At 67.8% G+C, this 25,154-nt stretch carries 30 protein-coding genes; 13 read left to right on the top strand and 17 right to left on the bottom strand.

Going from position 1 to position 25,154, the window contains the following annotated elements; all coding sequences use genetic code 11:
- Positions 1–1,272 carry a phosphoribosylamine--glycine ligase gene (purD, locus tag CA237_RS04565; protein WP_066688516.1) on the bottom strand — a complete coding sequence of 424 codons (1,272 nt, stop codon included), beginning with the start codon at positions 1,270–1,272 and terminating at the stop codon, positions 1–3.
- A gap of 22 nt (positions 1,273–1,294) precedes the next feature.
- On the opposite strand from purD, the gene xseA reads away from it, so the two are divergent.
- From xseA to CA237_RS04540, 5 genes are read left to right on the top strand one after another with little or no spacing between them, the layout of a single operon-like run.
- Positions 1,295–2,764: an exodeoxyribonuclease VII large subunit gene (gene xseA, locus CA237_RS04560; RefSeq protein WP_232307865.1), complete on the top strand. Its 1,470-nt coding sequence runs from the start codon at positions 1,295–1,297 to the stop codon at positions 2,762–2,764.
- A gap of 12 nt (positions 2,765–2,776) precedes the next feature.
- On the top strand, positions 2,777–2,974 hold the full coding sequence (locus CA237_RS04555; RefSeq protein ID WP_066688522.1) for a DUF2093 domain-containing protein: 198 nt from the start codon (positions 2,777–2,779) through the stop codon (positions 2,972–2,974).
- Positions 2,971–3,762 (top strand): M23 family metallopeptidase, encoded by a 792-nt coding sequence (locus tag CA237_RS04550; protein WP_066688524.1) that lies wholly within the window; start codon positions 2,971–2,973, stop codon positions 3,760–3,762. Before CA237_RS04555 ends, CA237_RS04550 begins: the two co-directional genes overlap by 4 nt.
- A 59-nt stretch (positions 3,763–3,821) precedes the next feature.
- Complete coding sequence (locus CA237_RS04545; RefSeq protein ID WP_232307866.1) at positions 3,822–4,343, top strand: superoxide dismutase family protein; 522 nt, start codon at positions 3,822–3,824, stop codon at positions 4,341–4,343.
- A 35-nt stretch (positions 4,344–4,378) separates the two neighbouring features.
- Complete coding sequence (locus CA237_RS04540) at positions 4,379–5,455, top strand: lactonase family protein (RefSeq protein WP_066688526.1); 1,077 nt, start codon at positions 4,379–4,381, stop codon at positions 5,453–5,455.
- A gap of 178 nt (positions 5,456–5,633) precedes the next feature.
- Here CA237_RS04540 and CA237_RS04535 read toward each other — a convergent pair whose 3' ends face one another.
- A complete protein-coding gene (locus CA237_RS04535; RefSeq protein WP_232307862.1) occupies positions 5,634–6,182 on the bottom strand; it encodes a 5'-methylthioadenosine/S-adenosylhomocysteine nucleosidase in 549 nt (182 codons plus the stop codon).
- Positions 6,145–6,750: a hypothetical protein gene (locus tag CA237_RS04530; protein ID WP_066688531.1), complete on the bottom strand. Its 606-nt coding sequence runs from the start codon at positions 6,748–6,750 to the stop codon at positions 6,145–6,147. The genes CA237_RS04535 and CA237_RS04530 overlap by 38 nt, the downstream gene beginning before the upstream one ends.
- A 200-nt stretch (positions 6,751–6,950) precedes the next feature.
- Here CA237_RS04530 and CA237_RS04525 point away from each other — a divergent pair, with 200 nt between their 5' ends.
- The 4 genes from CA237_RS04525 (at position 6,951) to CA237_RS04510 (ending at position 11,445) form a co-directional block, all read left to right on the top strand.
- On the top strand, positions 6,951–7,385 hold the full coding sequence (locus CA237_RS04525; RefSeq protein ID WP_066688533.1) for a DUF6402 family protein: 435 nt from the start codon (positions 6,951–6,953) through the stop codon (positions 7,383–7,385).
- Between the two features lie 115 nt (positions 7,386–7,500).
- Positions 7,501–7,851: a hypothetical protein gene (locus CA237_RS04520; protein WP_066688535.1), complete on the top strand. Its 351-nt coding sequence runs from the start codon at positions 7,501–7,503 to the stop codon at positions 7,849–7,851.
- 390 nt (positions 7,852–8,241) lie between these two features.
- Entirely contained in the window at positions 8,242–10,917 is a 2,676-nt protein-coding gene (acnA, locus tag CA237_RS04515) for an aconitate hydratase AcnA (RefSeq protein WP_126013117.1), read from the top strand.
- A 129-nt stretch (positions 10,918–11,046) separates the two neighbouring features.
- Positions 11,047–11,445, top strand: coding sequence for a hypothetical protein (locus CA237_RS04510; protein WP_126013114.1), 399 nt, complete (start codon positions 11,047–11,049; stop codon positions 11,443–11,445).
- Between the two features lie 243 nt (positions 11,446–11,688).
- On the opposite strand, the gene CA237_RS04505 is transcribed toward CA237_RS04510, so the two are convergent.
- The 5 genes from CA237_RS04505 to CA237_RS04485 all read right to left on the bottom strand — a co-directional run bounded on the left by CA237_RS04505 (position 11,689) and on the right by CA237_RS04485 (position 15,983).
- The gene (locus tag CA237_RS04505; RefSeq protein ID WP_164523830.1) at positions 11,689–12,780 is read right to left on the bottom strand and encodes an acyltransferase; all 1,092 of its coding nucleotides are present in this window, start codon (positions 12,778–12,780) and stop codon (positions 11,689–11,691) included.
- A 178-nt stretch (positions 12,781–12,958) separates the two neighbouring features.
- Positions 12,959–13,705, bottom strand: a complete 747-nt coding sequence (locus CA237_RS04500; protein WP_066688542.1) for an HAD-IIB family hydrolase — start codon at positions 13,703–13,705, stop codon at positions 12,959–12,961.
- 50 nt (positions 13,706–13,755) lie between these two features.
- On the bottom strand, positions 13,756–14,796 hold the full coding sequence (locus tag CA237_RS04495; RefSeq protein ID WP_084401309.1) for a mannose-1-phosphate guanylyltransferase/mannose-6-phosphate isomerase: 1,041 nt from the start codon (positions 14,794–14,796) through the stop codon (positions 13,756–13,758).
- An 82-nt stretch (positions 14,797–14,878) separates the two neighbouring features.
- Complete coding sequence (locus CA237_RS04490) at positions 14,879–15,256, bottom strand: hypothetical protein (RefSeq protein WP_066688543.1); 378 nt, start codon at positions 15,254–15,256, stop codon at positions 14,879–14,881.
- Positions 15,257–15,266: 10 nt separating this feature from the next.
- Positions 15,267–15,983, bottom strand: coding sequence for an EI24 domain-containing protein (locus CA237_RS04485; RefSeq protein WP_346773493.1), 717 nt, complete (start codon positions 15,981–15,983; stop codon positions 15,267–15,269).
- Between the two features lie 100 nt (positions 15,984–16,083).
- On the opposite strand from CA237_RS04485, the gene CA237_RS04480 reads away from it, so the two are divergent.
- Positions 16,084–17,085 (top strand): adenosine kinase, encoded by a 1,002-nt coding sequence (locus CA237_RS04480; protein ID WP_066688550.1) that lies wholly within the window; start codon positions 16,084–16,086, stop codon positions 17,083–17,085.
- A gap of 81 nt (positions 17,086–17,166) precedes the next feature.
- On the opposite strand, the gene CA237_RS04475 is transcribed toward CA237_RS04480, so the two are convergent.
- From CA237_RS04475 to hisB, 9 genes are all read right to left on the bottom strand, one after another.
- Positions 17,167–18,705, bottom strand: a complete 1,539-nt coding sequence (locus tag CA237_RS04475) for an amino acid permease (RefSeq protein WP_066688552.1) — start codon at positions 18,703–18,705, stop codon at positions 17,167–17,169.
- 107 nt (positions 18,706–18,812) lie between these two features.
- The gene (locus CA237_RS04470) at positions 18,813–19,190 is read right to left on the bottom strand and encodes a histidine triad nucleotide-binding protein (RefSeq protein ID WP_066688553.1); all 378 of its coding nucleotides are present in this window, start codon (positions 19,188–19,190) and stop codon (positions 18,813–18,815) included.
- A gap of 4 nt (positions 19,191–19,194) precedes the next feature.
- Positions 19,195–19,512, bottom strand: a complete 318-nt coding sequence (locus CA237_RS04465) for a phosphoribosyl-ATP diphosphatase (protein ID WP_066688555.1) — start codon at positions 19,510–19,512, stop codon at positions 19,195–19,197.
- A 1-nt stretch (position 19,513) separates the two neighbouring features.
- Positions 19,514–19,666 carry a hypothetical protein gene (locus CA237_RS19575; RefSeq protein WP_157092676.1) on the bottom strand — a complete coding sequence of 51 codons (153 nt, stop codon included), beginning with the start codon at positions 19,664–19,666 and terminating at the stop codon, positions 19,514–19,516.
- Positions 19,667–19,724: 58 nt separating this feature from the next.
- Entirely contained in the window at positions 19,725–20,486 is a 762-nt protein-coding gene (gene hisF, locus CA237_RS04460; protein WP_066688556.1) for an imidazole glycerol phosphate synthase subunit HisF, read from the bottom strand.
- Positions 20,483–21,211 (bottom strand): 1-(5-phosphoribosyl)-5-[(5-phosphoribosylamino)methylideneamino]imidazole-4-carboxamide isomerase, encoded by a 729-nt coding sequence (gene hisA, locus CA237_RS04455; protein ID WP_066688557.1) that lies wholly within the window; start codon positions 21,209–21,211, stop codon positions 20,483–20,485. Before hisA ends, hisF begins: the two co-directional genes overlap by 4 nt.
- Positions 21,199–21,798, bottom strand: coding sequence for an imidazole glycerol phosphate synthase subunit HisH (gene hisH / locus CA237_RS04450; protein ID WP_126013105.1), 600 nt, complete (start codon positions 21,796–21,798; stop codon positions 21,199–21,201). Before hisH ends, hisA begins: the two co-directional genes overlap by 13 nt.
- Positions 21,795–22,100: a YciI family protein gene (locus tag CA237_RS04445; RefSeq protein ID WP_066688559.1), complete on the bottom strand. Its 306-nt coding sequence runs from the start codon at positions 22,098–22,100 to the stop codon at positions 21,795–21,797. Before CA237_RS04445 ends, hisH begins: the two co-directional genes overlap by 4 nt.
- A 1-nt stretch (position 22,101) precedes the next feature.
- Positions 22,102–22,689: an imidazoleglycerol-phosphate dehydratase HisB gene (gene hisB, locus CA237_RS04440; protein ID WP_126013102.1), complete on the bottom strand. Its 588-nt coding sequence runs from the start codon at positions 22,687–22,689 to the stop codon at positions 22,102–22,104.
- A gap of 81 nt (positions 22,690–22,770) precedes the next feature.
- Between hisB and CA237_RS04435 the strand changes: the two genes are divergently transcribed.
- From CA237_RS04435 to fumC, 3 genes are read left to right on the top strand one after another with little or no spacing between them, the layout of a single operon-like run.
- The gene (locus CA237_RS04435; RefSeq protein ID WP_066688560.1) at positions 22,771–23,253 is read left to right on the top strand and encodes a ClpXP protease specificity-enhancing factor SspB; all 483 of its coding nucleotides are present in this window, start codon (positions 22,771–22,773) and stop codon (positions 23,251–23,253) included.
- A complete protein-coding gene (locus CA237_RS04430; RefSeq protein ID WP_126013099.1) occupies positions 23,250–23,666 on the top strand; it encodes a GNAT family N-acetyltransferase in 417 nt (138 codons plus the stop codon). Before CA237_RS04435 ends, CA237_RS04430 begins: the two co-directional genes overlap by 4 nt.
- 23 nt (positions 23,667–23,689) lie before the next feature.
- Positions 23,690–25,075: a class II fumarate hydratase gene (fumC, locus tag CA237_RS04425; RefSeq protein WP_126013097.1), complete on the top strand. Its 1,386-nt coding sequence runs from the start codon at positions 23,690–23,692 to the stop codon at positions 25,073–25,075.
- Positions 25,076–25,154 lie beyond the last annotated feature (79 nt).

The following is a 25,154-nucleotide window of genomic DNA, read 5'->3' as shown; positions in this document are numbered from 1 at the left end:
TCAATCCTTCATCGCCGCTTCGCGCGCGACCTCGCGCCAGCCGATGTCGCGGCGGCAGAAGCCCGGAAAGTCGAGCGCATCGACCGAGCGGTACGCCGCTTCCTGCGCGGCGGTCACGGTCGCCCCCCGCGCGGTCACGGCCAGCACCCGGCCACCGGCGGTCACAACGCCTTCACCCGCCGAACGGGTTCCCGCATGGAACACGGTCGCGCCGGTCGCTTCCGCCGCGTCGATCCCGCCGATCGGCCGGCCCGTTTCCGGCGTGCCCGGATAGCCCGGCGCCGCCATCACCACCGTCAGCGCGGTATCGGCGCTGAACACCGGCGGCTCGACCTGCGCCAGCGTGCCCTGCGCAACCGCCAGCAGCACCGGCAACAGATCGCTGTCCAGCCGCGCCATCAACACCTGGCATTCGGGATCGCCGAACCGCGCATTATACTCGATCAGCTTCGGCCCACGCTCGGTCAGCATCAATCCGGCATAGAGCACCCCCGAATAGGGTGTGCCGCGCGCCGCCATCGCCGCCACGGTCGGCGCGACGATGGTGTCGATCGCCAGTTGCTCCAGCGCGGGCGTCAGTACCGGGGCGGGCGAATAGGCTCCCATGCCGCCGGTATTCGGACCCGTATCGCCGTCGCCGACCCGCTTGTGGTCCTGCGCCGACCCGAACGGCAGCAGCGACACGCCATCGGTCAGCACGAACAGGCTGGCTTCCTCGCCGGCCAGAAACTCCTCGATCACCGCCTCGCCGCCCGGCTTTTCGAAGATCGCGTGGAGCGCGGCCTCCGCCTCGGCACGATCCATCGCCACGGTCACGCCCTTGCCCGCGGCAAGGCCATCGGCCTTGATGACCACCGGCAGCGAGAAGGGGGAGAGCGCGGCGATCGCCTCGTCCAGCGCGGTCACGCGGACATAGCCGGCGGTCGGAATGTCCGCCTCGCGGCACAGATCCTTGGTATAGCCCTTCGACCCTTCCAGCTGCGCCGCTGCCGCCGATGGCCCGAACGTCGCGATGCCCGCGGCTCGCAGATCGTCGGCGAGTCCCGCGACCAGCGGCGCTTCCGGCCCGACCACCACCAGCTTGACCGCCCGTTCGACGCAGAACCGCACCACCGCGGCGTGATCGGTCACGTCCAGCGGCACCAGCGTCGCGACTTGCGCGATGCCGGGGTTGCCGGGCGCGGCATAAAGCGTATCGAGGAGCGGCGAGCGCGCCAGCTTCCACGCCAGCGCATGTTCGCGCCCACCCGATCCGATCAACAGGACATTCATGGACGATCGTTTCCCCGATTTTATGTCGAGCCGGCTCGTAGCCGAGCCGCGCGCGAACGACAACGCCGCGCCGGAAAGCGTCAGCGAACTCGCCGGCCGGCTGAAGCGCATGGTAGAGGGGGAGTTCGGTCGCGTCCGCCTGCGCGGCGAAATCTCGGGCTATAAGCGCGCTTCGTCGGGCCATGTCTACCTGGCGCTGAAGGACGATGCCGCACTGATCGACGGGGTGATGTGGCGCGGATCGGCCGGCCGCCTCGCCTTCACCCCGCAGGACGGCGTGGAGGTGATCGCGACCGGCAAGCTCACCACCTATCCCGGCCGCTCGCGCTACCAGATCGTGATCGACCATCTCGAACTGGCCGGCGAAGGCGCGCTGATGGCGCTGCTCGAAAAGCTTAAAGGTAAGCTGGCGGGCGAGGGGCTGTTCGACGCCGCGAAGAAGCGCCCGCTCCCCTATCTGCCGCGCACCATCGGCATCGTCACCTCGCCGACCGGCGCGGTGATCCGCGACATCCTCCACCGGCTGGAGGATCGCTGCCCGACCCATGTGCTCGTCTGGCCGGTCAAGGTGCAGGGCGAAGGCGCCGCAGCCGAGATCGCTGCGGCGGTGCGGGGGTTCGCGGCCCTTCCCGAGAGGCCGACCCTAGGTGAACCACAACCATACCCCCGCGCAGGCGGGGGGCCAGAGCCGGAAGCACCGACGTCCGTGGGTGAAACCCTGGACCCCCGCCTGCGCGGGGGGTCGACGGGGAGCGATGCTACCATCTACCGCCCCGACCTCCTGATCGTCGCCCGCGGTGGCGGCTCCATCGAGGACCTGTGGTGCTTCAACGAGGAAGTCGTCGTCCGCGCGGTCGCCGCCTCGCCGATCCCGGTCATCTCCGCCGTCGGCCACGAAACCGACACGACACTGTGCGACCACGCCGCCGACCTGCGCGCGCCGACGCCGACCGCCGCCGCCGAACTCGCCGTTCCCGTCCGCGCCGACCTCGCCCACACCATCGCCACCCTGTCGCTCCGCACCCAGCGTTGCGCGCGCCGCTATCACGACCGGGGCCGCGAGCAGCTGGCGGCGTTGGTCCGCGTGATGCCCCGCCGCGACGCGCTGCTGGGGCCGCAGCGTCAGCGGCTGGACGATGTCGCCGGCCGCCTGTCGCTCGCGCTCGAACGCCGCGTCGCGACGGCGCGCCGCAGCCTCGACCGCCACGGCCATGCGCTGCGCCCGGCCATGCTGACCCAGCGGCTGGCGCAGGCGCGGGCGAGTTTCGACGGCACCGCGCGCATGCTGGAACAGGTGAACCCCGACAATCTGCTGCAAAAGGGCTATGTCCGCGTCGTCGCGAAGGCGAACGGCAAGACGGTCGCCTCCGCCGCCGATGCCCGCACCGCCGGCGCGCTCCAGCTCCACTTCCGCGACGGCGTGCTCGACGCGAAGGTTGAGCGCTCCGGGGGCCGCGCCTATGTCGAACCCACGCAACCCACTTTGCTCTGACCCGGACCTGCCATGCTGAAACCCGAAAGCCGCCCCGCCAAGCTCCATTACCTCACCAACAATTTCCGGGTGCTGGCCGATGGCGATTTCGTGACCTGCGCCGTCACCGGCACGCGCATCCCGCTCGACGAGCTGCGCTATTGGAGCGCGGCGCGGCAGGAAGCCTATGTCGATGCCGAAGCCTCGACCAGGGCGCTCGCCCCACAATGATCGCCGCCGCCGCCCTGATCGCGGCGGCCCCCGCCGTCCTCGCGCTCGACGGCACGCCGGGGCAGGGGGCGGCGCTGACCGGCAGCGTGCCGCCGGGCACCACGCTGCAACTGGACGGCCAACCGGTCGCGGTCGCCGCCGATGGCCGCTTCCTGATCGCCTTCGACCGCGACGCCGGCCCCGCGGCCACGCTCCTCGCGACGCTCCCCGACGGCCAGCGCATCGTCCGTCCCCTGAGCGTCGCCCCCCGCGCATGGCGGATCGAGCGCCTGCCGACCCTGCCGCGCATTTCCCAACCCTCCGCCGAATTCCGGCGCCGCCGCGCCCCCGAACTGGCGCAGATCGAGGCCGCGCGCGACATGGCGACCGACGCGCAGGGCTGGCGGCAACGCTTCGTCTGGCCGGTCAGGGGCCGCATCTCCGGCCTGTTCGGGTCGCAGCGCATCTATGCCGGCGAACCCGGCGCCTATCATTCCGGCGTCGACGTCGCCCGCCCGACCGGCACGCCCGTCGCCGCGCCGGCCGATGGCGTCGTCATCCTCGCGGCGGCCGCGCCCTTCACGCTGGAGGGCAATCTGCTGATGATCGATCACGGCATGGGGCTGAACAGCGCGTTCCTCCATCTCTCGCGCATCGACGTGAAGCCCGGCGACCAGGTGCGGCAGGGGCAGGTGGTGGGCGCGATCGGCGCCACCGGCCGCGCCACCGGCCCGCACCTCCATTGGGGCATGAAGTGGCACGACGCGCGGATCGATCCGCTGCTGCTCGCCGGGCCGATGACGCCCTGACGGAACCGCCCGCGCCCACGAAACATTTCGCAACGGTATCAAAGGGGAACCCGATCATGCTGCGTGCCACCTTCCTGACCGCCATCGCCGCCACCGCGCTCGCCGGCTGCACCACCACCGGCTCCACCGACGCGCCCGCCGGCCGCACCGCCACCGCACCGCTGCGCACCGCAGCCGGGGCCGATGTCGGCACCGTCACCGCGACCGAGATGGCGGGCGGCATCCAGATCAGGATCGACGCGCGCGGCATGCCCGCCGGGCTGCACGGCGCGCATGTCCACGCGGTCGGCCGCTGCGACGCGCCCGACTTCACCACCGCCGGCGGCCACTGGAACCCCACGGCCAGGCAGCACGGCACCAGCAACCCCGCCGGCCCGCACGCCGGCGACGCGCCCAACCTGACCATCGGCGCGGACGGCAGCGGCTCGCTGACGATCATGCTACCGTCCGGCACGATGGACGGGCTGCTCGACACCGATGGCTCGGCCTTCGTGATCCATGCGCAGGCCGACGATTACAAGACCGACCCGTCGGGCAATTCGGGCGGCCGCATCGCCTGCGGCGTGTTCACCGCCGCCTGATTGCGGAAGGGGCCGGAGCGGAGCATAGCGGGTCCATGACCACGCGACGCTCCGTTCTGGCCGGCATGGCCGCCACCGCCACCTTGTCCGCCCTGCCAGCCCGTGCGCAGGCGTGGCGGACCTCGCTGATCGCCGGCACCTATGCCGGAAAGGGCGGGGCGGGCCTCTACACCCTCCCGGCCAGCAGCCGCAGCTGGCGCGTCGGCCCCGCCGATCCGGCGCTGACCAATGCCTCGTTCGGCGTCTCCCGCGGCGACATGCGCTATTTCGTCCGCGAATCCGCCGCTGGCCGGATGGTCGCCACCGACCGCACCGGCAAGATCCTCGCCGACCTGCCGAGCGGCGGTGACGATCCCTGCCACGTCGCCATCGCTCCGAACGGCGCGCTGCTCGCCGTCGCCAATTATTCCTCGGGCACGGTAGCACTCTACCCGCTCGCCGCCGGCATGCCGCAACCCCCGATCATCCGCCAGCACCGGGGCACCGGCCCGCGCGCCGATCGCCAGGCGGGGCCGCACGCGCACTGGGTCGGCTTCACGCCCGACAATCGCTTCCTGCATGCGGTCGATCTCGGCGCCGATGCGGTGTTCGTCTATCCGCTGTCGACCGGAGAGATCGCCGAACCGGCCATCGCATGGCGCGCCCCCGCCGGGGCCGGCCCGCGTCATCTGGCGTACCACCCGACGCTGCCGATCGCCTATGTCGTTACCGAACTCGCCAACACGCTCGTCACCCTCGACGCGCAGCTGGACGGCACGCTGAAGGACCGCGCCACCACCTCGCTGCTCCCGCCCGGCTGGCAGGGCACGTCGCAGGCGGCGCATATCGCGATCGACAGCGCCGGCCGCCGCCTCTACGCCTCGAACCGGGGGCATAACAGCATCGCCGTGTTCGACCTGGCCGAGGACGGCACCGCGACCCTCGCCCAGCATGTCGACTGCGGCGGCGACTGGCCGCGCTTCTTCCTGCTGCTCGAGGATAGCGGCCAGCTGCTCGTTGCCAACGAACGCAGCGGCGACGTCGCGCTGTTCGACGTGACCGTCGACGGCCCGGTCCGCCCGACGGCGGCGCGGATCAAGGTGCCGGGGGTGGTGTTCCTCGACCGGGCGTGACGTAGACATTGGTTCACGCGGAGGCGCGGAGGCGCGAAGAGGTTGCGCTTGCGGCGATCATTCCCGCGCCAGCGGGCTTTGCTCTGCGGTTCAGCGCAGGAAGACGTCTGCCGTTCGCGAGCGCTTCGCCCGGGTCGCAACCCCTCCGCGTCTCCGCGCCTCCGCGTGAACCCAATTCCTACCCCAACCGGTCCACTACCTCCGCCAACCGTTCGTCCAACACCCCCAGCATCGCGGTCCACCCGCCCAGCGCCTCCAGCTCGCCCGGCCCATCGGAAATGCCGCGCAACCCCATCACCGGCACCCCGAACCGCCCGCACGCGCGCAGCACTGCGAACGTCTCCATATCGACCATATCGGCATCGATGCCGTCATAGTCGCTGCCCCCGACGATATTCGCCCCGGTCGACAGTCTTGCCACCGGCCAGTCGATCGGCGTCGCCAGCGCCATCTCGGCGGGGTGGTCGGCAAAGGGCGTCACCCCCTTCGCCACGCCGATCCGCGTCGCATCCATGTCGCGCCACGACACGCTCGCGACCTGCCAGATCGACCCGAGCGGCAGCCTGCGCGACCCCGCCGACCCGATCGACACGACCAGATCGGGCAGCTCGGTCATCCCGGCCAGCGCCTGCGTGGTCCCGATCGCCGCTTCGACCGGCCCGACCCCGGTCATCAGCGGCACGAAGCGTTCAGCGAGGCAGGGTCCATATTCGTGGTCCGTCGCCATCACGAACAGCACCCGCCGTCCCCCGATTCGCATCACCTGCATCGCCATTCCCCTCTTCGACCGGCCGCGTGGTGGCGGCAGGGGCGGGCGCAGGCAAGGCTTTCCGCGCCGCATTCGCGTCCTGCTGCCGCTTGAACGCCCTGATGTTTGCGATCAGCATCGCATCGGTCTCTGCCTGCGTCGCTCGGTCCCAGCCACCGCTCCGCATCCGCCGGTCGTCGTCCTCGGCCCCCTGCGTCGCGCCCCGCGTCAGCAACAACCGCAACAACCCGTCCGAATAGCGCCGCCGATGCCCGACGATCTTGCCGCCATGCCAAACCGGCTCCTCCCACCCGTTGACCGCGCGTTCGAACGCCGCCTGTTCGATCGTCGGCGCGACCTTCGCCAGCGCCCGCCGCCACGCCCGGTCGAACGCCTCCGACCGCCGCCGCATCCGATAGGCGGAAGTGGTCGAAATCCGCGCCCGCGCACAGGCATCGCGCACGCACCCCGTCTCGCTCAGCGCCCGCAGAAACGCCCGCTGCCGCTGCGGCGTCCACCCGTCGTGCCGCACCCGATATGTCGCCATCGCCCCGCCCCTTCATCGTTCGAACGAACCATAATCTCTCGAAATTCGTGTAGGAAAGTTCCAAAAAGGATATGCGTCGACCGTCCTTGGCAAGGGGTGCGACGGCAGGAGCGGCCAACCCGCCCGGTCGATCCACGAACATCTGGGCGTCGGACCGATCTGCCCCTACGCTGCCCTGGCGAGGACGACGGAGCGACAGCATGGTCTTCACCCTGACCGACATACCGCGCGCGATGCGGCAGGAAGGTTGGCCGGTCGGCGCCGCCGTCATGGAGCGCTGGTTCGCCGCCGGGCCGGCACGCGCCGACCAGACCTGCCAACTGAATTTCCAGAGGATCGAATCCGCCTTGTTCGGCGATGTCGATGATTTCTACGCCGCGATCGGGCGGGGATCGGTCAAGATTGCGGTTGCCGGCGATGCCGTGCCGCTGCCCGCTGCCCGCATCCGCCTGACCATCGACGAAGTCGGCACCTATCTGCGCGACACCTATGATTTCAACGGGGATCAGATGCTTGGCAGCTGGGGTCCGACCGGCCTCAGCCGGGCGCGGTCTTCGCACCGGATATTCAGGTGGTTCGGGAAACGGCCAGGAACGGCGGCAACGGCGTGTTCGCTCAGCGTTACTGGTCGGTAGGCAACGCGTCGTTCCGCGATTGGCGGAGCCATTATGGCCGGGGCGGCGACTTCACCATCTATAGCGGGATCGGCCGGCGCCGTCTGCTACGGCCGGTCATCATGGAGTTTGCCGCATGATCCGCCGACGCCATCGACGCATCGCGCTCGTCATCGCGCTGCTTCTCCTGCTGTCGTTCGCGCTCTACCTGCTCGGCGGCTCGACGCTGTACCGGCGTACGGCAGCCCCTGACGGGCGGGGCGTCGTCGAACTCTACACTCCGGCGCGGTGGCAGGCGTGGCGGACACGCGACTTCGAAATACCGGTCGTCGCGCGCTATATCGAGCCGGATGGCACGGTGATCGCATCGAACGCGCCCATCGAACTTTCGGGCAATGGCCGGCTCTACTGGGATGCCGATAGCGTCTCGATCGGCAGTACGGCCGTGTATGACCGCCGGACCCGTACATGGTCGGTAAAGGACTAGGTCCGCCAGATACCCCGTTCGCGGGAGCAGCAACGCCGCTCCCTCGTCGTTCGTCACTCCCGCGCAGGCGGGAGTCCATATACGCTGGCGGTGCGAGCCCAGCCGAAACGTCGGCGTCCGTGGATTCCGGCCGTTCGATGACGACATTCCCCGGTCATCGCCGAACATCGAAGCACCGCAGCACCCGCACTATCGCTATTGCAAAGCGAAAGCATTTATGATCTGATAAAGATCGCTTCTGCCGTCCCGAACGCGGATTCACCCACTTCCCCCGAAGGAACCCGGTTGCTAAGGGCCACCGGTACAGCTCGATAACCTACCCGCGGCGGCCATTCCGTCGACGGCCCCCGGCCGATCGATCCCGCCCGCGACCAACTGGGAAGGATCCGCATGACCGCCATTGGCCAGGACACGCTCGGCACCCGCGACACGCTCACTGTCGGCGGCAAGACCTATTCTTATTATTCGCTGGCCAAGGCGTCGGCCAAGCTCGGCGACGTGTCGCGGCTGCCCTTCTCGATGAAGGTGCTGCTGGAGAACATGCTCCGCTTCGAAGACGGCGTGACCGTGACCGGCGAAGATGCGCAGGCGATCGTCGACTGGCAGAAGGATGCCCGGTCGGACCGCGAAATCCAGTATCGCCCGGCGCGCGTGCTGATGCAGGACTTTACCGGCGTTCCCTGCGTCGTCGATCTGGCCGCGATGCGTGATGCGATCACCACGCTCGGCGGCGACGCGGGCAAGATCAACCCGCAGGTTCCCGTCCACCTCGTCATCGACCACTCGGTCATGGTCGACGAATTCGGCACGCCGACCGCGGCGGAAGAGAATGTCGAGCTGGAATATCAGCGCAACATCGAACGCTATGAGTTTCTCAAGTGGGGTTCGAAGGCGCTCGACAATTTCTCGGTCGTGCCGCCGGGCACCGGCATCTGCCATCAGGTCAACCTCGAATATGTCGCCCAGGCGGTATGGTCGTCGGAATCGACCGACGGTTCGGGCACGATCGCCTATCCCGACACGCTGGTCGGCACCGACAGCCATACGACGATGGTCAATGGTCTGGGCGTGCTCGGCTGGGGCGTGGGCGGCATCGAAGCGGAAGCGGCGATGCTCGGCCAGCCGGTGTCGATGCTGATCCCGGAAGTCGTCGGCTTCAAGCTGACCGGCAAGCTGCAGGAAGGCATCACCGCCACCGACCTCGTGCTGACCGTCACGCAGATGCTGCGCGCCAAGGGCGTGGTCGGCCGCTTCGTCGAATTCTACGGTCCGGGCCTGTCGTCGATGACGCTCGCCGACCGTGCGACTATCGCCAACATGGCGCCGGAATATGGCGCGACCTGCGGCTTCTTCCCGGTCGATGACAAGACGATCGACTATATGCGCCTGACCGCGCGTCCCGAGGAAGTGATCGCACTGACCGAAGCCTATGCCAAGGCCAACGGCTTCTGGCGCGACGAGAACGCCGTCGACCCGATCTTCACCGACACGCTCGAACTCGACATGTCGACCGTCGTGCCGTCGCTCGCCGGTCCCAAGCGTCCGCAGGACCGCGTCGAACTGCCCAGCGTCGACGACGTGTTCAACGGCGACCTGACCAAGGTGTACAAGAAGGACGCACCCGTCCGCGTCGCGGTCGAGGGTGAAGCCCATGACATCGGCGACGGCGACGTCGTGATCGCCGCGATCACCAGCTGCACCAACACCTCGAACCCGTCGGTGCTGGTCGCCGCCGGCCTCGTCGCGCGCAAGGCGAACAAGCTCGGCCTCAAGCCCAAGCCGTGGGTCAAGACGTCGCTGGCCCCGGGTAGCCAGGTCGTCACCGATTATCTCGACAAGGCGGGCCTGACCCAGGATCTCGACGCGGTCGGCTTCAACCTCGTCGGCTATGGCTGCACCACCTGCATCGGCAATTCGGGCCCGCTGGCCGCCCCGATCTCGGCGGCGATCAACGGCAACGACATCGTCGCCGCCTCGGTCCTGTCGGGCAACCGCAACTTCGAAGGCCGCGTGTCGGCCGATGTCCGCGCCAACTTCCTCGCCTCGCCGCCGCTCGTCGTGGCCTATGCGCTGAAGGGCACCGTGACCGAGGATATGGTGTCGACCCCGATCGGGCAGGGCTCGGACGGGCAGGACGTGTATCTGAAGGACATCTGGCCGTCGAACGAAGAGGTCGCCGACCTCATGGCCGCCAACATCGACGACGGCATGTTCCGTTCGCGCTACGGCAACGTCTATGCCGGTGACAAGCACTGGGCGGGCATCTCGGTCGAGGGCTCGGACACCTACAAGTGGCCGACGGCGAGCACCTACATCGCCAATCCGCCCTATTTTCAGGGGCTTACGATGACGCCGAACCCGGTGGCCGACATCATCGAGGCAAAGCCGCTCGCGATCCTCGGCGATTCGATCACCACCGACCACATCTCGCCCGCCGGTTCGATCAAGGCGGACAGCCCTGCGGGTAAGTGGTTGATGGAGCGGCAGGTTTCGCGCGCCGACTTCAACAGCTACGGCGCCCGCCGCGGCAACGACAATGTCATGGTTCGCGGCACCTTCGCGAACATCCGCATCAAGAACGAAATGGTCCCCGGCGTCGAAGGCGGCATGAGCCGCTATGACGGCGAAGTCATGCCGATCTACGACGCGGCGATGCGCCACAAGGCCGACGGCACCCCGCTGGTCGTCATCGCCGGCAAGGAATATGGCACCGGCTCGTCGCGCGACTGGGCGGCGAAGGGCACCAACCTCTTGGGCGTCCGCGCGGTCATCACCGAGAGCTTCGAGCGTATCCACCGTTCGAACCTCGTCGGCATGGGCGTGCTGCCGCTGCAGTTCGCCGAAGGCGTAACCCGTCAGACCCTCGGCCTGACCGGCGACGAGACCTTCACGATCCAGGGCGTCGCCAACCTGCGCCCGCGTCAGGACGTGGAAGTCATCATGGTCCGCGCCGACGGCACGACCGAAACCTTCCTGACCAAGTGCCGGATCGATACCGTCAACGAACTGGAATATTTCCTGAACGGCGGCATCCTCCAGTACGTGCTGCGCAAGCTGGCCGCCTAAGCGGTCAAGCCCGACGGCCGACAAGGGCCGCGTCTCCCGACAAGGGAGGCGCGGCTCTTTTCGTTTGGCGGAGCGGCGGGCGTGAATGGCGGTCGGTGCGCTTGCCCGACCACACGGCATTCGGCACCTGTGCCGTCATATCAGGTGTACGGCGTTCGACCGGCGAAGCGTCTGGCGGGCTGTACCGATCGCCGCGGCGTCGGGACGGGGGACGAAACGGTCGCCGCCCGCTATTTCCGTCAGCTCGGCGCCCCGCCCGGCGCCGGCGCGGTCATCGAATTCCGCCAGCACGACCGCGACGGCATGCAGAACGAGGATGCATCGGGAAGCTACCGTACCACCTCGTCCGCCGCTGCCCTCCTCGATCGCTATCGCGCGGCATGCCGCCGGATCGGCCTTACCGTCCTGCCGACGGCCGAAACGCGGACCTATTATCCAGCCGCACTGTTCGACGGACCGGTCGTCGTCACCGTCACGCCGCAATGTGCCGGTTCGCGGTGCGACGTGTTCGCCGAGGTCGTCGGCTGATGACCGACCGTCAAGACCTGATACCCGTCGGGTGGGGTCCGCCTCGGGAAGCGCCGGGTGCCCTTCGAAAACATCGCGGCTGTCCTACAGCATCCCAACGATGCCATAAGCACTACCGCTCTTTCTCGATGTCGATTTGTCGGTCGCCAGCGGCAGCGCTTGGCGTATGACGCAAACAGCGCACTAGTGTGAACTTAGTGAACTTTGGACCACCGCCTCGCCCGGCGCGGCGACGACCGGGCGCTACGCCGTCGCCAGCGGTGCCGCCGGGACGGCCGGGCGGCTCTTGTGGAAAACCCGCTCGACATAGGTCCACAGCAGCGTCGCGATCACCGTCGAAATGCCCAGGATGAACGCGAAATAGGACAGCCGCTCGACCGCGAAATTGACCACGCCGATCCCCAGATTGGCTTCGAACCAAATTTCCTTCAGCTGGTCGGCGAGGATGCCGTGGCACAGATACAGGCTGTACGAGATCGCCCCGTAGAATTTGAGGATGCGATGGTCGAGGAAGCGGACCACCGCCGACTGCTGGTGCGTGACGATATGGCCGAGGATCACGCACACCGCGACCAGCTGCACGATCGGCTGCGCGAACAGCGTGATCGGGTTGCCGCTCAGCCACGCAGCCGGGATCGGCGCCAGCACCGCGCAGATCGCGAGCGCGACGACAAAGGCCGGGAAGCTTAGCAGGCCGCCGAACGACCGTCCCTCGCGCCACGACAGCGCCAGCCAGCCGCCGGCCGACGCCATCGAGAAGCCGACCAACGGGAGCCGATCGACGCTGAAGGCGGAGATCAGCCACGGCATCTGCCCCAGCGCCAGCGCAGCGACGAGCAGGATCACCGCCATTGCGCCCAGCAACGGGCGGTGCTGTTGGGACGGGGTCAGCAGCACCGCCGCCGCCGACAGGACGTAGAATTGCTGCTCGACCGCCAGCGTCCAGGTATAGCCGAACGCGCCCCATTCGCCGGTCCACAGGATCAGGTAGTTCTGGACATAGGCGATATAGGCCGGCGTGTGTTCCAGCGGCATCTGTCCGGTCGACACCAGCCAGGGCAGCGCGAACGCCAGCACGACATAATAGACCGGGCAGATCCGCGCGAACCGCCGCGTCCAGAAATTGCCGAGCGCGGTCCCGACCGCGATCTCGCGCCGCTCGATCGACCGCCGCGTATCGTACAGGATCGACAGGATCAGGAAGCCGCTGAGCGCAAAGAACAGGTTGACGGCATAGCCGCCGATCTGGGTCCGCCCGGCAACGGTGTGGCAGAACACGACGGCAATCGCTGCGATCGCCCGCAATCCGTCGAAACCGGCGATACGCTTGCCCAACGGATGTCCTTCCCGAATAACTTGTCCGCCGCCCTAGTCCGACTCGTCACGGCTTGGCAATCGGGCATCTCGCCGCTTCCGTACCGTTCCCAACGGTTTACGGCGCGCGTTCAGCCCCAATCCGGCACGATATGTGCGAAGCATCGGCCCCGCCGCGCGGCGGGGCGGGGCCGAGTGGTCACTTCTGACAGGCGACGATCGCCTCGATCACCGCCAGCGTTTCCTGCGGGTCGCGGATCTTGACCGTGTCCATGCCGGCAGCCTTGGGCGCATAGTCGTTGCCGCCGGGGAAGATCGCATCGCCGATGAACAGCATGGCGTCGGTGGCGATGCCGCTGATATCGGCCAGCTTGGCCAGACCGGTCGCCTTGTCGACGCCTTCCTTGGTGACGTCGATCGACGTCGCGCCGCCCATGTTGATCGACAGGCCCGGCAGGCGCTGTTTCAGGTCGGCTTGGATGATCTTGCGCTTCTCGAACTTGGGGTCCCAATGCTCCTTGGCGTCGATCGGTGCCTGCTGGCCCAGCGCCGAGAAGGTGATTTGGCTGCCGCGATCCTCGATCCGTTCGCCCCAGGTCTGTTCGGGAACGAAGCCGGTCGCCTCCAGCGCGGCGTCGAACGCCTCGAGAATCTTGGCCTTGGTGTCGTCGTCGAACAGGTCGGCATAGACCGTGTTCCAGCGGCCGTCGCCATAGGTGTACAGCTTGGTGCCGCTGGTCGGCATCATCCACAGCCGCGACAGGTCGGCGCGTTCGGGCAGGCGGGTCGCGACCTGCTTTTCGAACTGCGGCCAGTCGCCGCCCGAAATGATCGCGACATGCGCGACGCCGAGCAGGTCGGCCAGCGCCTCGCCCATGGCCTCGGTCAGCTGCTGCTTGCTTTCGGCCAGCGTTCCGTCGAGGTCGAAGGCTACCAGTTGCTTCATGTTCTACTCCGGCAGGATCGGCGCGGCGGTCGGGCCGCACCGGTAGGGGATTATTTCAGCGCTTCGACCAGCTTCTTGACGTCCTGGCTGCGTCCGCGCGGCAGGATCAGCAGGTCGTTGCCGCTGGCCACCACGATCAGGTCCGACACACCGACCATCGCCACGCGGATGCCGTCGCTGCGCACCAGGCAGTCATGGGTGTCGATCGCGATCACCTCGCCATGATGCACGTTGCCGCCGTCGTCATGGGTGCTGATCGCGTGCAGCGCATCCCAGCTGCCAAGGTCGTTCCAGCCCATCGCGACCGGCACGACGACGACCCGCTCGGCCTTTTCCATCACCGCATAGTCGATCGACTGCGACGGCGCGCGGGCGAACTCGGCGGCATCGGGGGCGATGCGGTTGCCGTCCTGCGTCGCCTGTTGCATCGCCTGTTCGCACGCGGCCAGCATGGTCGGTTCGTGCTGGCCCAATTCCGCCAGATAGCGGTCGGCACGGAACAGGAAGATGCCGCCGTTCCACACATGGTCGCCGGCCGCCAGCATCGCCTGTGCCGCGTCCAGCGGCGGCTTCTCGACGAAGCGCGCGACCCGGTGCACGCCCTCGGCGATCGCCTCGCCCGCCTGGATCCAGCCATAGCCGGTCTCGGGCGCGTCGGGCGAAATGCCGAAGGTCGCGAGCCAGCCTTCCTGCACCTTGGGCAGCGCGCGGCGCACCGCGTCGTGAAAGGCATCGACATCGGCGATGACATGGTCCGACGGCATGACGAGCAGAATGGCATCCCCGCCACCCGCCGCCAGGGCGGCAAGGGCGATCGCCGGGGCGGTATTGCGCCCGGCGGGTTCGAGGATGATCGCACTGGGCGAGGACTTGATGACGCGCAACTGGGCGTCGATCATGTCGGCGTGCCGCCGGTTGGCGACGACGATCGGGGCGTCGAAGCCGTCACCGATGGCGCGCTGCGCGGTCAGCTGCAACATGGTCGATTCGGCAGTCAGCGCCAGCATCTGCTTGGGCGTTTCCGGCGTCGACATGGGCCACAGGCGCGTACCGGATCCGCCGGACAGGATCACGGGAACGATCTTGGACATGGTAGAACTTTCCTGCGTGAAAGGGACAATAGATATCGGGATGCGCGTAACGACTGGATCGGGTCGGCCGCATCGGTTCGGGTCAGCGTCCGCCCCCCTTGCGCGTCAGCGCCGCGACGCAGCTCGCGCGGTCGATCGGCGCGCCGGTGCGCTGGCGGGCGTCGACGTGACGCACCACCGGGACACCGCCTTGCTGGGGGGCATAGAGATAGGCGTCGAGGACGCAGATATTCGATCCGAACTGCAGCTTGCGGCCGGCGCCTTCGGTCAGGTCGAGCAGGGGCTGGCCGAGCAGCTGGGTCAGGGCATTGGCATTCTGGCCCATGACCCGTTCGAGGCCGATCGTGCCATAGCTTGGCGTCGGCGGTGCGGGCAGGGCGTTCTGACGAACGACGGGACCGGGCGTGGCACAGGCGGAAACGGTCAGCGCCAAGGCTACGCCGATCCCAACGCTACGCATTCCCACCCCCTTATCTACGGCGACGATGAAACCCATGCGTCGCCATCGCGGCGCCGATCAGCGGCGCAACGAAATTCACAAACGGTATCAACAGCAATCCGGTTCCCACGAGTCCCAGAAGAAACCGCCGCCCGCCGCTGGCGGAACGTTCGGCGGCCATCGCCGGGGGCGGCAAATGGCGCGCCGCGACCATGTCCGACAGGTCGCGCCCCAGCAGCCATCCATTGACGACGAAGAACACCGCCGCCGTCCCGATGCCCGTCGCCAGCAACAGCAGGTAGAGCGGCACGAAGAACAGGTTCACCAGCACCGTCCGCACCACCGACTTGCCACTCATCGCCAGCGACCGGCCAAGCGGGACGGGCCGTGCGCTCGCCAGCGCGGCGGGATAATGTTTCGCCTCGACCGCTTCGACCACCTCGTCGGCGAACAGGCCGATGACGGCGATCGCGACGACGCGGAACAGCAGCCACGCGAGGCCGATCGCCGCGATCCCGGCGGCGATCGCCGCCAGCGCGCCGGCATCGTCGCCCATCACGAACCAGTCCGCCACCGCCCAATGCGCCCCCCACGCGAGCCCGGCACCGACCAGTGCCAGCAGGACCAGGGTGAGCGCCAGCGATTTCGCCAGCACCCGCAGGAACGCACGGTCGCCAAGCTGCGCGACGGACAGGAAAAAGCTCTCGATCATGCACCCGACGATGGTGGCGCGCAGAGGGCGCGTCAACGCCCGACCGGACTGCCGCTTGCTAGCGCGCGCGCCGCTGGCTAACGCCCGAACCAATGTCCGCGCGACGTCGCCGGGCGATATTCTTCGGAGACCTTGATTGACCCAGCCCACGCTCGACGTCGTTGCGATCGGCAACGCCATCGTCGATATCCTTGCCCAGTCCGACGACGCGTTCCTTGCAGCGGAGGGCATGACCAAGGGGTCGATGCAGCTCGTCTTCTCGCCGGCCGATGCCGACGCGCTCTATGCCAAGATGGGCCCGGGCCGCGAAGTGTCGGGCGGGTCGGCCGCGAACACCGTTGCCGGCATCGCCGCGCTGGGCGGCAAGACCGGCTTCATCGGGCAGGTCGCCGACGATCAGCTGGGGGCGGTATTCGCGCATGACATCCGCGCCGCCGGCGTCCGCTTCGACACCGCTGTGCGTGCGGGCGAGCCGGCGACCGCGCGCTGCATGATCTTCGTCACGCCCGATGGGCAGCGCACGATGAACACCTTTCTCGGCGCGTCGCAGTTCCTGCCCGAAGCGGCGCTGGATGCCGACCTGATCGCCAGCGGCGCGATCCTGTATCTCGAAGGCTATCTGTGGGACCCGGAAGAGCCGCGCGCCGCGATGCGCGCCGGCATCCGCATCGCACGCGATGCCGGGCGCAAGGTCGCCTTCACCCTGTCGGACACCTTCTGCATCTCGCGCCACGGCGACGACTTCCGCGCGCTGATCGCCGAGGGGCAGGTCGACATCCTCTTCGCCAACGAGAACGAGCTGCTCGCGCTGGCGAAGGTCGAGGACTTCGACGCGGCGGTGGACAAGATCGCCGGCCAGGTGCCGGTGCTGGTCGTCACGCGCGGCGAACATGGCGCCATCGCGGTGACCGAAGGCCAGCGGACCAGCGTGCCCGCGCAGCCGATCGAGCGCGTGGTCGACACGACCGGCGCGGGCGACCTGTTCGCCGCCGGCTTCCTGCACGGCCAGTCGCACGGCTATGACATCGAACGCTCGCTGAAGCTCGGTGCGCTGTGCGCCGCCGAGATCATCTCGCACTATGGGGCGCGTCCCGAGGTCGACCTGACGAAGCTGATGGCCGACAAGCTGGACGGCTGATCCGCCCATCCATCACCGACAAAAAGAAAGGGCCGGGGAAGCGATTCCCCGGCCCTTCCTGTATCGAAGCGTCGTTGCCGATCAGTCCTTGGGACCGCCCGGCAGCGGCGGCACCGGCAGGGGCGGAACGCCCGCATCGTCCTCATGGGTGTCGACGATGCCGCGGCCGACATGGCTGCGCGAGCGGCTATAGCCGAAATACACCAGCAGCCCGAAGAACGCCCAGCCGAAGAACAGCGCCAGCGTGTAGAAGGACAGGCTGAAGAACAGGTAGATGCAGCCGGCGACCGCCAGCGGAGCGACGACCATGACCGCCGGGGTGCGGAACGGACGGCGACGGTTCGGATCGGTCTTGCGCAGCACCAGCACCGCGATCGCGACCATGGCGAACGCGAACAGCGTGCCCGAGTTCGAGATATCGGCCAGCGCCCCGACCGGGAACAGTGCGGCGAAGAAGGCGACGAACACGCCGGTGATGATCGTCACCACATGCGGCGTGCCGTATTTCGGGTGCACCTTCGACAGCTTGGCCGGGAGCAGACCGTCACGGCTCATCACGAAGAAGATGCGTGTCTGGCCGAACATCATCATCAGCACGACGCTGGGCAGCGCCAGCCCGGCGGCGAGGCCGATCAGGTTGCCGACCTGCTGCCAGCCGATCTCGCGCAGCGTCCATGCCAGCGCTTCCTTCGAGCAGACGACGGCCTGGCTGCCGATATTGGCGCAGGCGGCGGCCAGTTCGGTGCTGCCCGGCGCGATGCCCTTGCCCGCGGCATCGACCAGCGGCTGCGCGCCGACCGTGCCGATGACGCCGGCAGCGACGAGGATGTAGAAGATGGTGCAGATGGCAAGGCTGCCGATCAGGCCGATCGGCATGTTGCGTTGCGGGTTCTTCGTCTCCTCGGCCGCGGTCGACACCGCGTCGAACCCGACATATGCGAAGAAGATCGACGCGGCGGCGGCGGAAATGCCACCGAAGCCCAACGGCGCGAACGGCTCGAAATTCTTCGACTGCATCACCGGCAGCGCCAGCGCGCAGAACAGGATCAGCGCACCGATCTTCACCGCGACGAGGATCGCGTTGATGAACGCCGATTCCTTGGTCCCGATCACCAGCAGCCAGGTGACGAGCAGCGCGATGATGAAGGCAGGCACGTTGATGATGCCGCCATCGATCGGGCCGAGCGTCAGCGCGGTGGGCAGGTCGATACCGGCAAATTCCCTGAGCAACCCGACGAAATAGCCCGACCAGCCGACCGATACGGCACCGGCGGCGACCGCATATTCTAGCACCAGCGCCCAGCCGACCATCCAGGCCAGCATCTCGCCCATGACGGCATAGCTGTAGGTATAGGCCGATCCCGATACCGGGACCATCGACGACATTTCGGCGTAGCACAGGGCGGCGACCGCGCAGACGAGGCCGGCGATGATGAACGAGATCATCATGCCTGGTCCCGCCTTCTGCGCGGCTTCGGCGGTCAGAACGAAGATGCCGGTGCCGATGATGGCGCCGACGCCCAGCATGGTCAGCTGGAACGCACCCAGGGTGCGGGTAAGCGATTTCTTCTCTGCGGTCGCAAGGATCGCATCGAGTGGCTTGATACGGCCAAAAATCATGCAGGCCCCCCAAACGCGGCGCCTTCTTGCGGGGCCGCGAGATTACAAAGGCGTAAACCTACCCGCAAATCCGCCCCGCGCAATTCCTTTCGTGCAATAAAGCTGTCCTATCGCGCCAGCATCGGTCCCAGCGGCGCGCCGCCGAACAGATGGACGTGCAGGTGCGGCACCTCCTGTCCGCCATGTCCGCCGATATTGGCGAGCAGGCGATAGCCCGGTTCGACCAGCCCATGCTCGCGCGCGACATGGCCCACGGCGCGGACGAATCCTGCGATTTCGGCATCGGGTGCGCGGGCGGAAAAATCGTCCCACGACACATAAGCGCCCTTGGGGATCACCAGCACATGCACCGGCGCCTGCGGGGCGATATCATGAAAGGCGAGGGCATGTTCGTCCTCATATACCCGCTTGGCCGGTATCTCCCCGCGCAGGATGCGGGCGAAGATATTGTCGGCGTCATAGGGCTGGGTCGCGTCGATCGGCATGGACTTACTCCTTGGGACGGGACGCTTTTTCAGCGATGCCCGACAGCCCGTCGCGGCGGGTCAGTTCAGCGCGGACATCGTCCAGCGCGATGCCCTGGGTCTGCAGCAGCAGCGTCAGGTGGAATATCAGGTCTGCGGCCTCGCCGATCAGCCCGGCGCGGTCGTTGCCGCACGCCGCGATGACGCATTCGACCGCTTCCTCGCCGACCTTCTGCGCGATCTTCGCCGTGCCGCGCGCGTGCAGCTTCGCGACATAGGATTGGGTGGGATCGCCGCCGATCCGGCTGGCGATCACCGATTCGAGCCGGTCGAAGGCGTCCATGTCAGTCCCTGTTCCTGCGTTGCCGATTGCGGATCGCCCGCCGCGCCAGCACCACCATGAAGACGAAGGCGACGAACGTCGCGACGTCGGAAAAGGCAAAGCCTTCGCGGGGCGGCGCAATGCCCGAATGGGCGGCGAGGGCGGTAGTGGCCATGGGGCGGCTGTAGGGGGTTTTGCGAGGCCTGAAAATCCTCCCCGGCACGGGGAGGATCTTAGTGCGACCGTACCGGCACCCCAGCCGCCGCCAGCGCGGCGTGCGCGTCCGCCACCGACGCTTCCCCGAAATGAAAGATCGACGCCGCCAGCACCGCGCTGGCATGTCCCTGCGTCACGCCCGCGACCAGATGGTCGAGCGTACCGACCCCGCCCGACGCCACCACCGGCACCGACACGGCGTCGGCGATCGTCCGGATCAGGTTGAGGTCATAGCCGTCGCGCGTCCCGTCGCGGTCCATCGACGTCACCAGCAATTCGCCCGCACCCAGTTCCGCTAGTTTCAGCGCATGTTCGACCGCATCGATCCCCGTCGCGCGGCGACCGCCATGGGTGAACACTTCCCAGCGCCCCTCGACCCGGCGGGCATCGACCGAGGCGGTGACGCACTGGCTGCCGAAGCGGTCGGCGATGTCCGCCACCAGTTCGGGCCGTGCCACGGCGGCGGAATTGACCGCGACCTTGTCCGCCCCGGCCAGCAGCAGCGCGCGGGCATCGTCGGGCGATCGCACGCCGCCCCCCACGGTCAGCGGCATGAAGCACACCTCCGCCGTCCGCCGCACCACGTCGATGATCGTGTCGCGCCCTTCATGGCTGGCGCCGATATCGAGGAACGTCAGTTCGTCCGCGCCCGCCGCATCATAGGCGCGCGCCTGCTCGACCGGATCGCCGGCATCGCGCAGTTCGACGAAGTTCACGCCCTTCACCACCCGCCCGGCATGGACGTCGAGGCAGGGAATGACCCGCGCCCGCACCGTCATGCGGCAGCGACCCGGATCGCTTCGGCGAGTTCGAGGCGACCGTCATACAGCGCCCGGCCGGTGATGACGCCTTCGATGCCGGGCTTGCCCTTCAGCGCATGGATGTCCTCGATCCCCGCGACCCCGCCGCTGGCGATGACCGGGATCGATACGGCGGCGGCCAGCGCGGCAGTCGCCTCGACATTGCAACCTTTCAGCATCCCATCGCGCCCGACATCGGTGAACAGGACAGCAGCGACGCCGGCATCCTCGAACCGGCGGGCGAGCTCGGTGACCGACACCGTCGACACATCCGCCCAGCCGCGCGTCGCGACCATGCCGTCCCATGCGTCGACCGCCACCACGATCCGCCCCGGACAGGCGGCGGCGGCTTCGCGCACGAAATCGGGGTCTTCCAGCGCGGCGGTGCCGATCACGACCCGCGCGACGCCGAGGTCGAGCCAGCGGTCGACATTGGCGCGGTTGCGGATGCCGCCGCCCAGCTGCACCCGGCCCGGAAACGCCTTGAGGATACCCGCCACCGCATCGCCATTGACCGACTGTCCGGCAAAGGCGCCGTCCAGATCGACGACGTGCAGATGATCCGCCCCCGCATCGGCGAACAATGTCGCCTGATGCGCGGGATCGTCGCCATAGACCGTGGCACGGTCCATATCGCCCTCGGCCAGACGGACGACCTGTCCGCCTTTGAGGTCGATTGCCGGAAAAACCGTCAGGGACGCCATTCGAGAAACCTCTCCAGCAGCGCCAATCCGTAGCGCTGGCTCTTTTCGGGGTGGAACTGCGCGCCGAGGATGTTGTCGCGGCCGATCGCCGCGGTCACCGGGCCGCCATGGTCGGTCGTGGCCAGTACATCCTCGCCCTCGAACGCATAGCTGTGCAGGAAATAGGCTTCGCCGGGCATCAGCAGCGGGTGCTCGCGGACCGGCACCACGTCGTTCCAGCCCATATGCGGCACGGTGACGCCGGGGGCGGGGGTCAGGCGACGGACGGTGCCTTCGATCCAGCCGAGGCCGGCATGGCTGCCGAACTCCTCGCCGGTAGTCGCCAACAACTGCATGCCGACGCACACGCCCAGAAACGGCACGCCGCCGTCCAGCACCCGCGACCGCATCGCCTCGACCATGCCGGGGATCGCGGTCAGCCCGTTCATGCACGCGGCAAAGGCGCCGACGCCGGGCAGCACGATCCGGTCGGCCTTCGCGACCGCATCGGGGTCGGCGGTAATCGCCAGATCGGCCGCACCCGCTGCCTTCAGCGCATTGGCGACCGACTGGAGATTGCCCGCGCCGTAATCGATCAGTGCGATCAAAACAGCTGGCCGATCTGGTCCATCGCCAGCGTCATGGTGAAGGCGACGACCTCGACCGTGGCGACGCCGTTGACCACGAACGGATCGGTCTCGGCAACCGCGCGCACCGCGTCTTCTTCCCCCCGGAACAGCAGCACGCCGCCGGTCGGCGGGTTGCGACGCCCGGCCAGCAGCATCGTGCCCTCGTCCATCGCCGCCTTGATCCACGCGACATGCGCGTCGCGGTGGACGTCGACTTCGTCCAGCGGCTTCACATAGCTCAGCATTGCCAGGCACATCGGCTGCATCGGACGGGCTACCATGTCACAATACTCCCTTGGTCGACGGGATGGCATCGGCCTTGCGCGGGTCGATCTCGGTCGCGGTGCGCAGGGCGCGCGCCAGCCCCTTGAAGATGCTCTCGGCGATATGGTGGTTGTTGGTGCCGTACAGCGTCTCGACATGCAGCGTGATGCCGGCGGCCTGGGCGAAGCTGTGGCAGAAATGGCCGAACATCTCGGTATCCATCGTGCCGAGCTGCGCCTGGGTGAACTGCACCTTCCACACCAGCCACGGACGGCCGGAAATGTCCAATGCCACGCGGGTCAGCGTCTCGTCCATCGGCGACAGCGCGTCGCCATAGCGGCGGATGCCGCGCTTGTCGCCCAGCGCCTTGGCGAACGCCTCGCCGATCGCGATGCCGGTATCCTCGACCGTGTGGTGCGCATCGATATGCAGGTCGCCCTTGGTCCGCACGGTCAGGTCGATCAGCGAATGCCGCGACAGCTGTTCGAGCATATGGTCGAAGAATCCGACCCCGGTCGACACGTCATAGATGCCGGTACCGTCGAGATTGACCGTGACGTCGATCGACGTCTCGCTGGTCGTGCGGGCGATGGTGGCAATGCGCATGGGCGTCTCCATAGCGTGTGGCGGGGCCCATGCAACGCAACGAATCTTGACGGACCGGCAAACGCCGCTACCCAAGGCGCCATGAGCCAGCCCGTCGCAGACAGCCTGATCCCTTATGACGAGATCGTCCAGGAAGCCCTGCGCGCCGTCGTCGGCCGCGTCCTCGGGCAGGTGTCCGCCACCGGCGCGCTGCCGGGCGAGCATCACTTCTATATCACCTTCAAGACCCAGGCCCCCGGCGTCGACATCCCCAAGCGGCTGATCGAACGCTTTCCGGACGAGATGACGATCGTCATCCAGCATCGCTTCTGGGACCTGACCGTCGATGGTGAACGCTTTTCGGTGGGTTTGAGCTTCGGCGGCATCCCGTCGACCCTCGTCATCCCCTATGCCGCGATCACCGGCTTCCACGATCCCGCGGTCAATTTCGAACTGCGCTTTCAGGCGAATGACGAGCCGGGCGACGAACCCGAACCGCACGACCCGCCCGAAAACGACGCGCCGATCGCGACCAGCGAGGACGGGTCGAACGTCGTCGCGGTGGATTTCAAGCGCAAGAAGTGACGATCGAGATCGTCGCTTCGCCCGGCGAGGCCGAGCGCGACGCGATCCTGCGCATCCTGGTCGCGCATAACGAAGCCTCGGTCGGGCCGACCGAACGGCAGCAGGTGGCGATCGTCGTCCGGGACGACGCCGGCACGATCACCGGCGGACTGTGGGGCAAGATCGGCTATCGCTGGCTGTTCGTCGAATTTCTGGCGGTATCGCCCGACCATAAGCGGCAGGGCATCGGCCGCGAGCTGATGCAGCGGGCCGAGACGCTGGCGCGGGATGCAGGATGCATCGGCATCTGGCTCGACACCTTCAGTTTCCAGGCGCGCGGCTTCTACGAAAAGCTGGGGTTCGGCCATTTCGGCACGATCGACGATTTTCCGCCGGGCCACGCGCGCTTCTTCCTGTCGAAACGGATCGACTGACGCGGCCACGGGTTTTTGTCGGCATGACCGATACCCGTACCGAAACCGACTCGATCGGCGCGATCGAGGTTCCCGCCGCCGCTTACTGGGGTGCGCAGACCGAACGATCGATCGAGAATTTCCCGTTCCCCCCGTCCGAACGAATGCCGATCGGCATCGTCCATGCCCTCGCCATCGTGAAGCAGGCGGCAGCGCGGGTGAACCGTGCCCATGGCCTCGACGCCACACTCGCCGACGCGATCGAGGCGGCGGCGGGCGAGGTGATCGCCGGCAGGCTCGACGACCAGTTCCCGCTGGTCATCTGGCAGACCGGCAGCGGCACCCAGTCGAACATGAACGCCAACGAAGTCATCGCCGGCCGCGCCAACGAAGCGCTGACGGGCAAGCGCGGCGGCAAATCGCCGGTCCATCCGAACGATCACGTCAACAAGGGCCAGTCGTCGAACGACAGCTTCCCGACCGCGCTGCATGTCGCGGCGGTGGTGGCGCTCAACCGCGACCTGCTCCCGGCGCTCGATCGTCTCGCAGGATCGCTGGAGGCCAAGGCACGGGACTGGGCAGATATCGTCAAGATCGGCCGCACTCATTTGCAGGACGCAACGCCGCTGACGCTGGGTCAGGAGTTTTCGGGCTATGTCGCGCAGTTGCGCGACGCCTATCGCCGGTTGCGGTCGGCGGAAGGCGATCTGTTGCGCCTGGCGCAGGGCGGCACGGCGGTCGGCACCGGCCTTAACGCCGCGGCGGGGTTCGCCGAGGCGGTTGCGGCGGAAATCGCGGCGATCACCGGCCATGCCTTCGTCACCGCGCCCAACAAGTTCGAGGCTCTCGCGTCGAACGACCCGCTCGTGCAACTGTCGGGCACGCTCAACACGCTGGCGGTGGCGCTGACCAAGATCGCCAACGACATCCGCCTGCTGGGGTCCGGCCCGCGCTCCGGGCTGGGCGAGATCGATCTGCCCGCCAACGAACCGGGCAGCTCGATCATGCCGGGCAAGGTCAACCCGACCCAGTGCGAGATGCTGACGATGGTCGCCGCGCAGGTGATGGGCAATCACCTGTCGGTGACGGTCGGCGGCATGCAGGGGCATCTGGAGCTGAACGTGTTCAAGCCGCTGATCGGCGCGGCGGTTTTGCGATCGATCGATCTGCTGGCGATCGGCATGACCAGCTTTGCCGAGCGTTGCGTCGACGGGATCGAACCGAACCGCGCGCGGATCGGCGAACTGGTCGAACGCTCGCTGATGCTGGTCACCGCGCTGGCGCCCGAGATCGGCTATGACAATGCCGCCAAGATCGCCAAACACGCCCATGGCGAAGGGCTGACGCTGCGCGAGGCGGGACTGGCGCTGGGACTGGTCGACGAGGCGACGTTCGACCGGCTGGTCCGGCCGGAGACGATGGTCGGATAGCCGCTATTGCCGGCCGCTTTCCTACACGGCGGACGAATGCCATGCTGCCTGCTGGGGATTGTCGTGCCGAGTTGGTTTG

The organism is Sphingomonas sp. ABOLH (assembly GCF_003951715.1).
GTDB lineage: Bacteria > Pseudomonadota > Alphaproteobacteria > Sphingomonadales > Sphingomonadaceae > Sphingomonas > Sphingomonas hankookensis_A.
The sequence above is the reverse complement of the archived record's forward strand: the minus strand, read 5'-3'. Positions and strand labels throughout refer to the sequence as shown.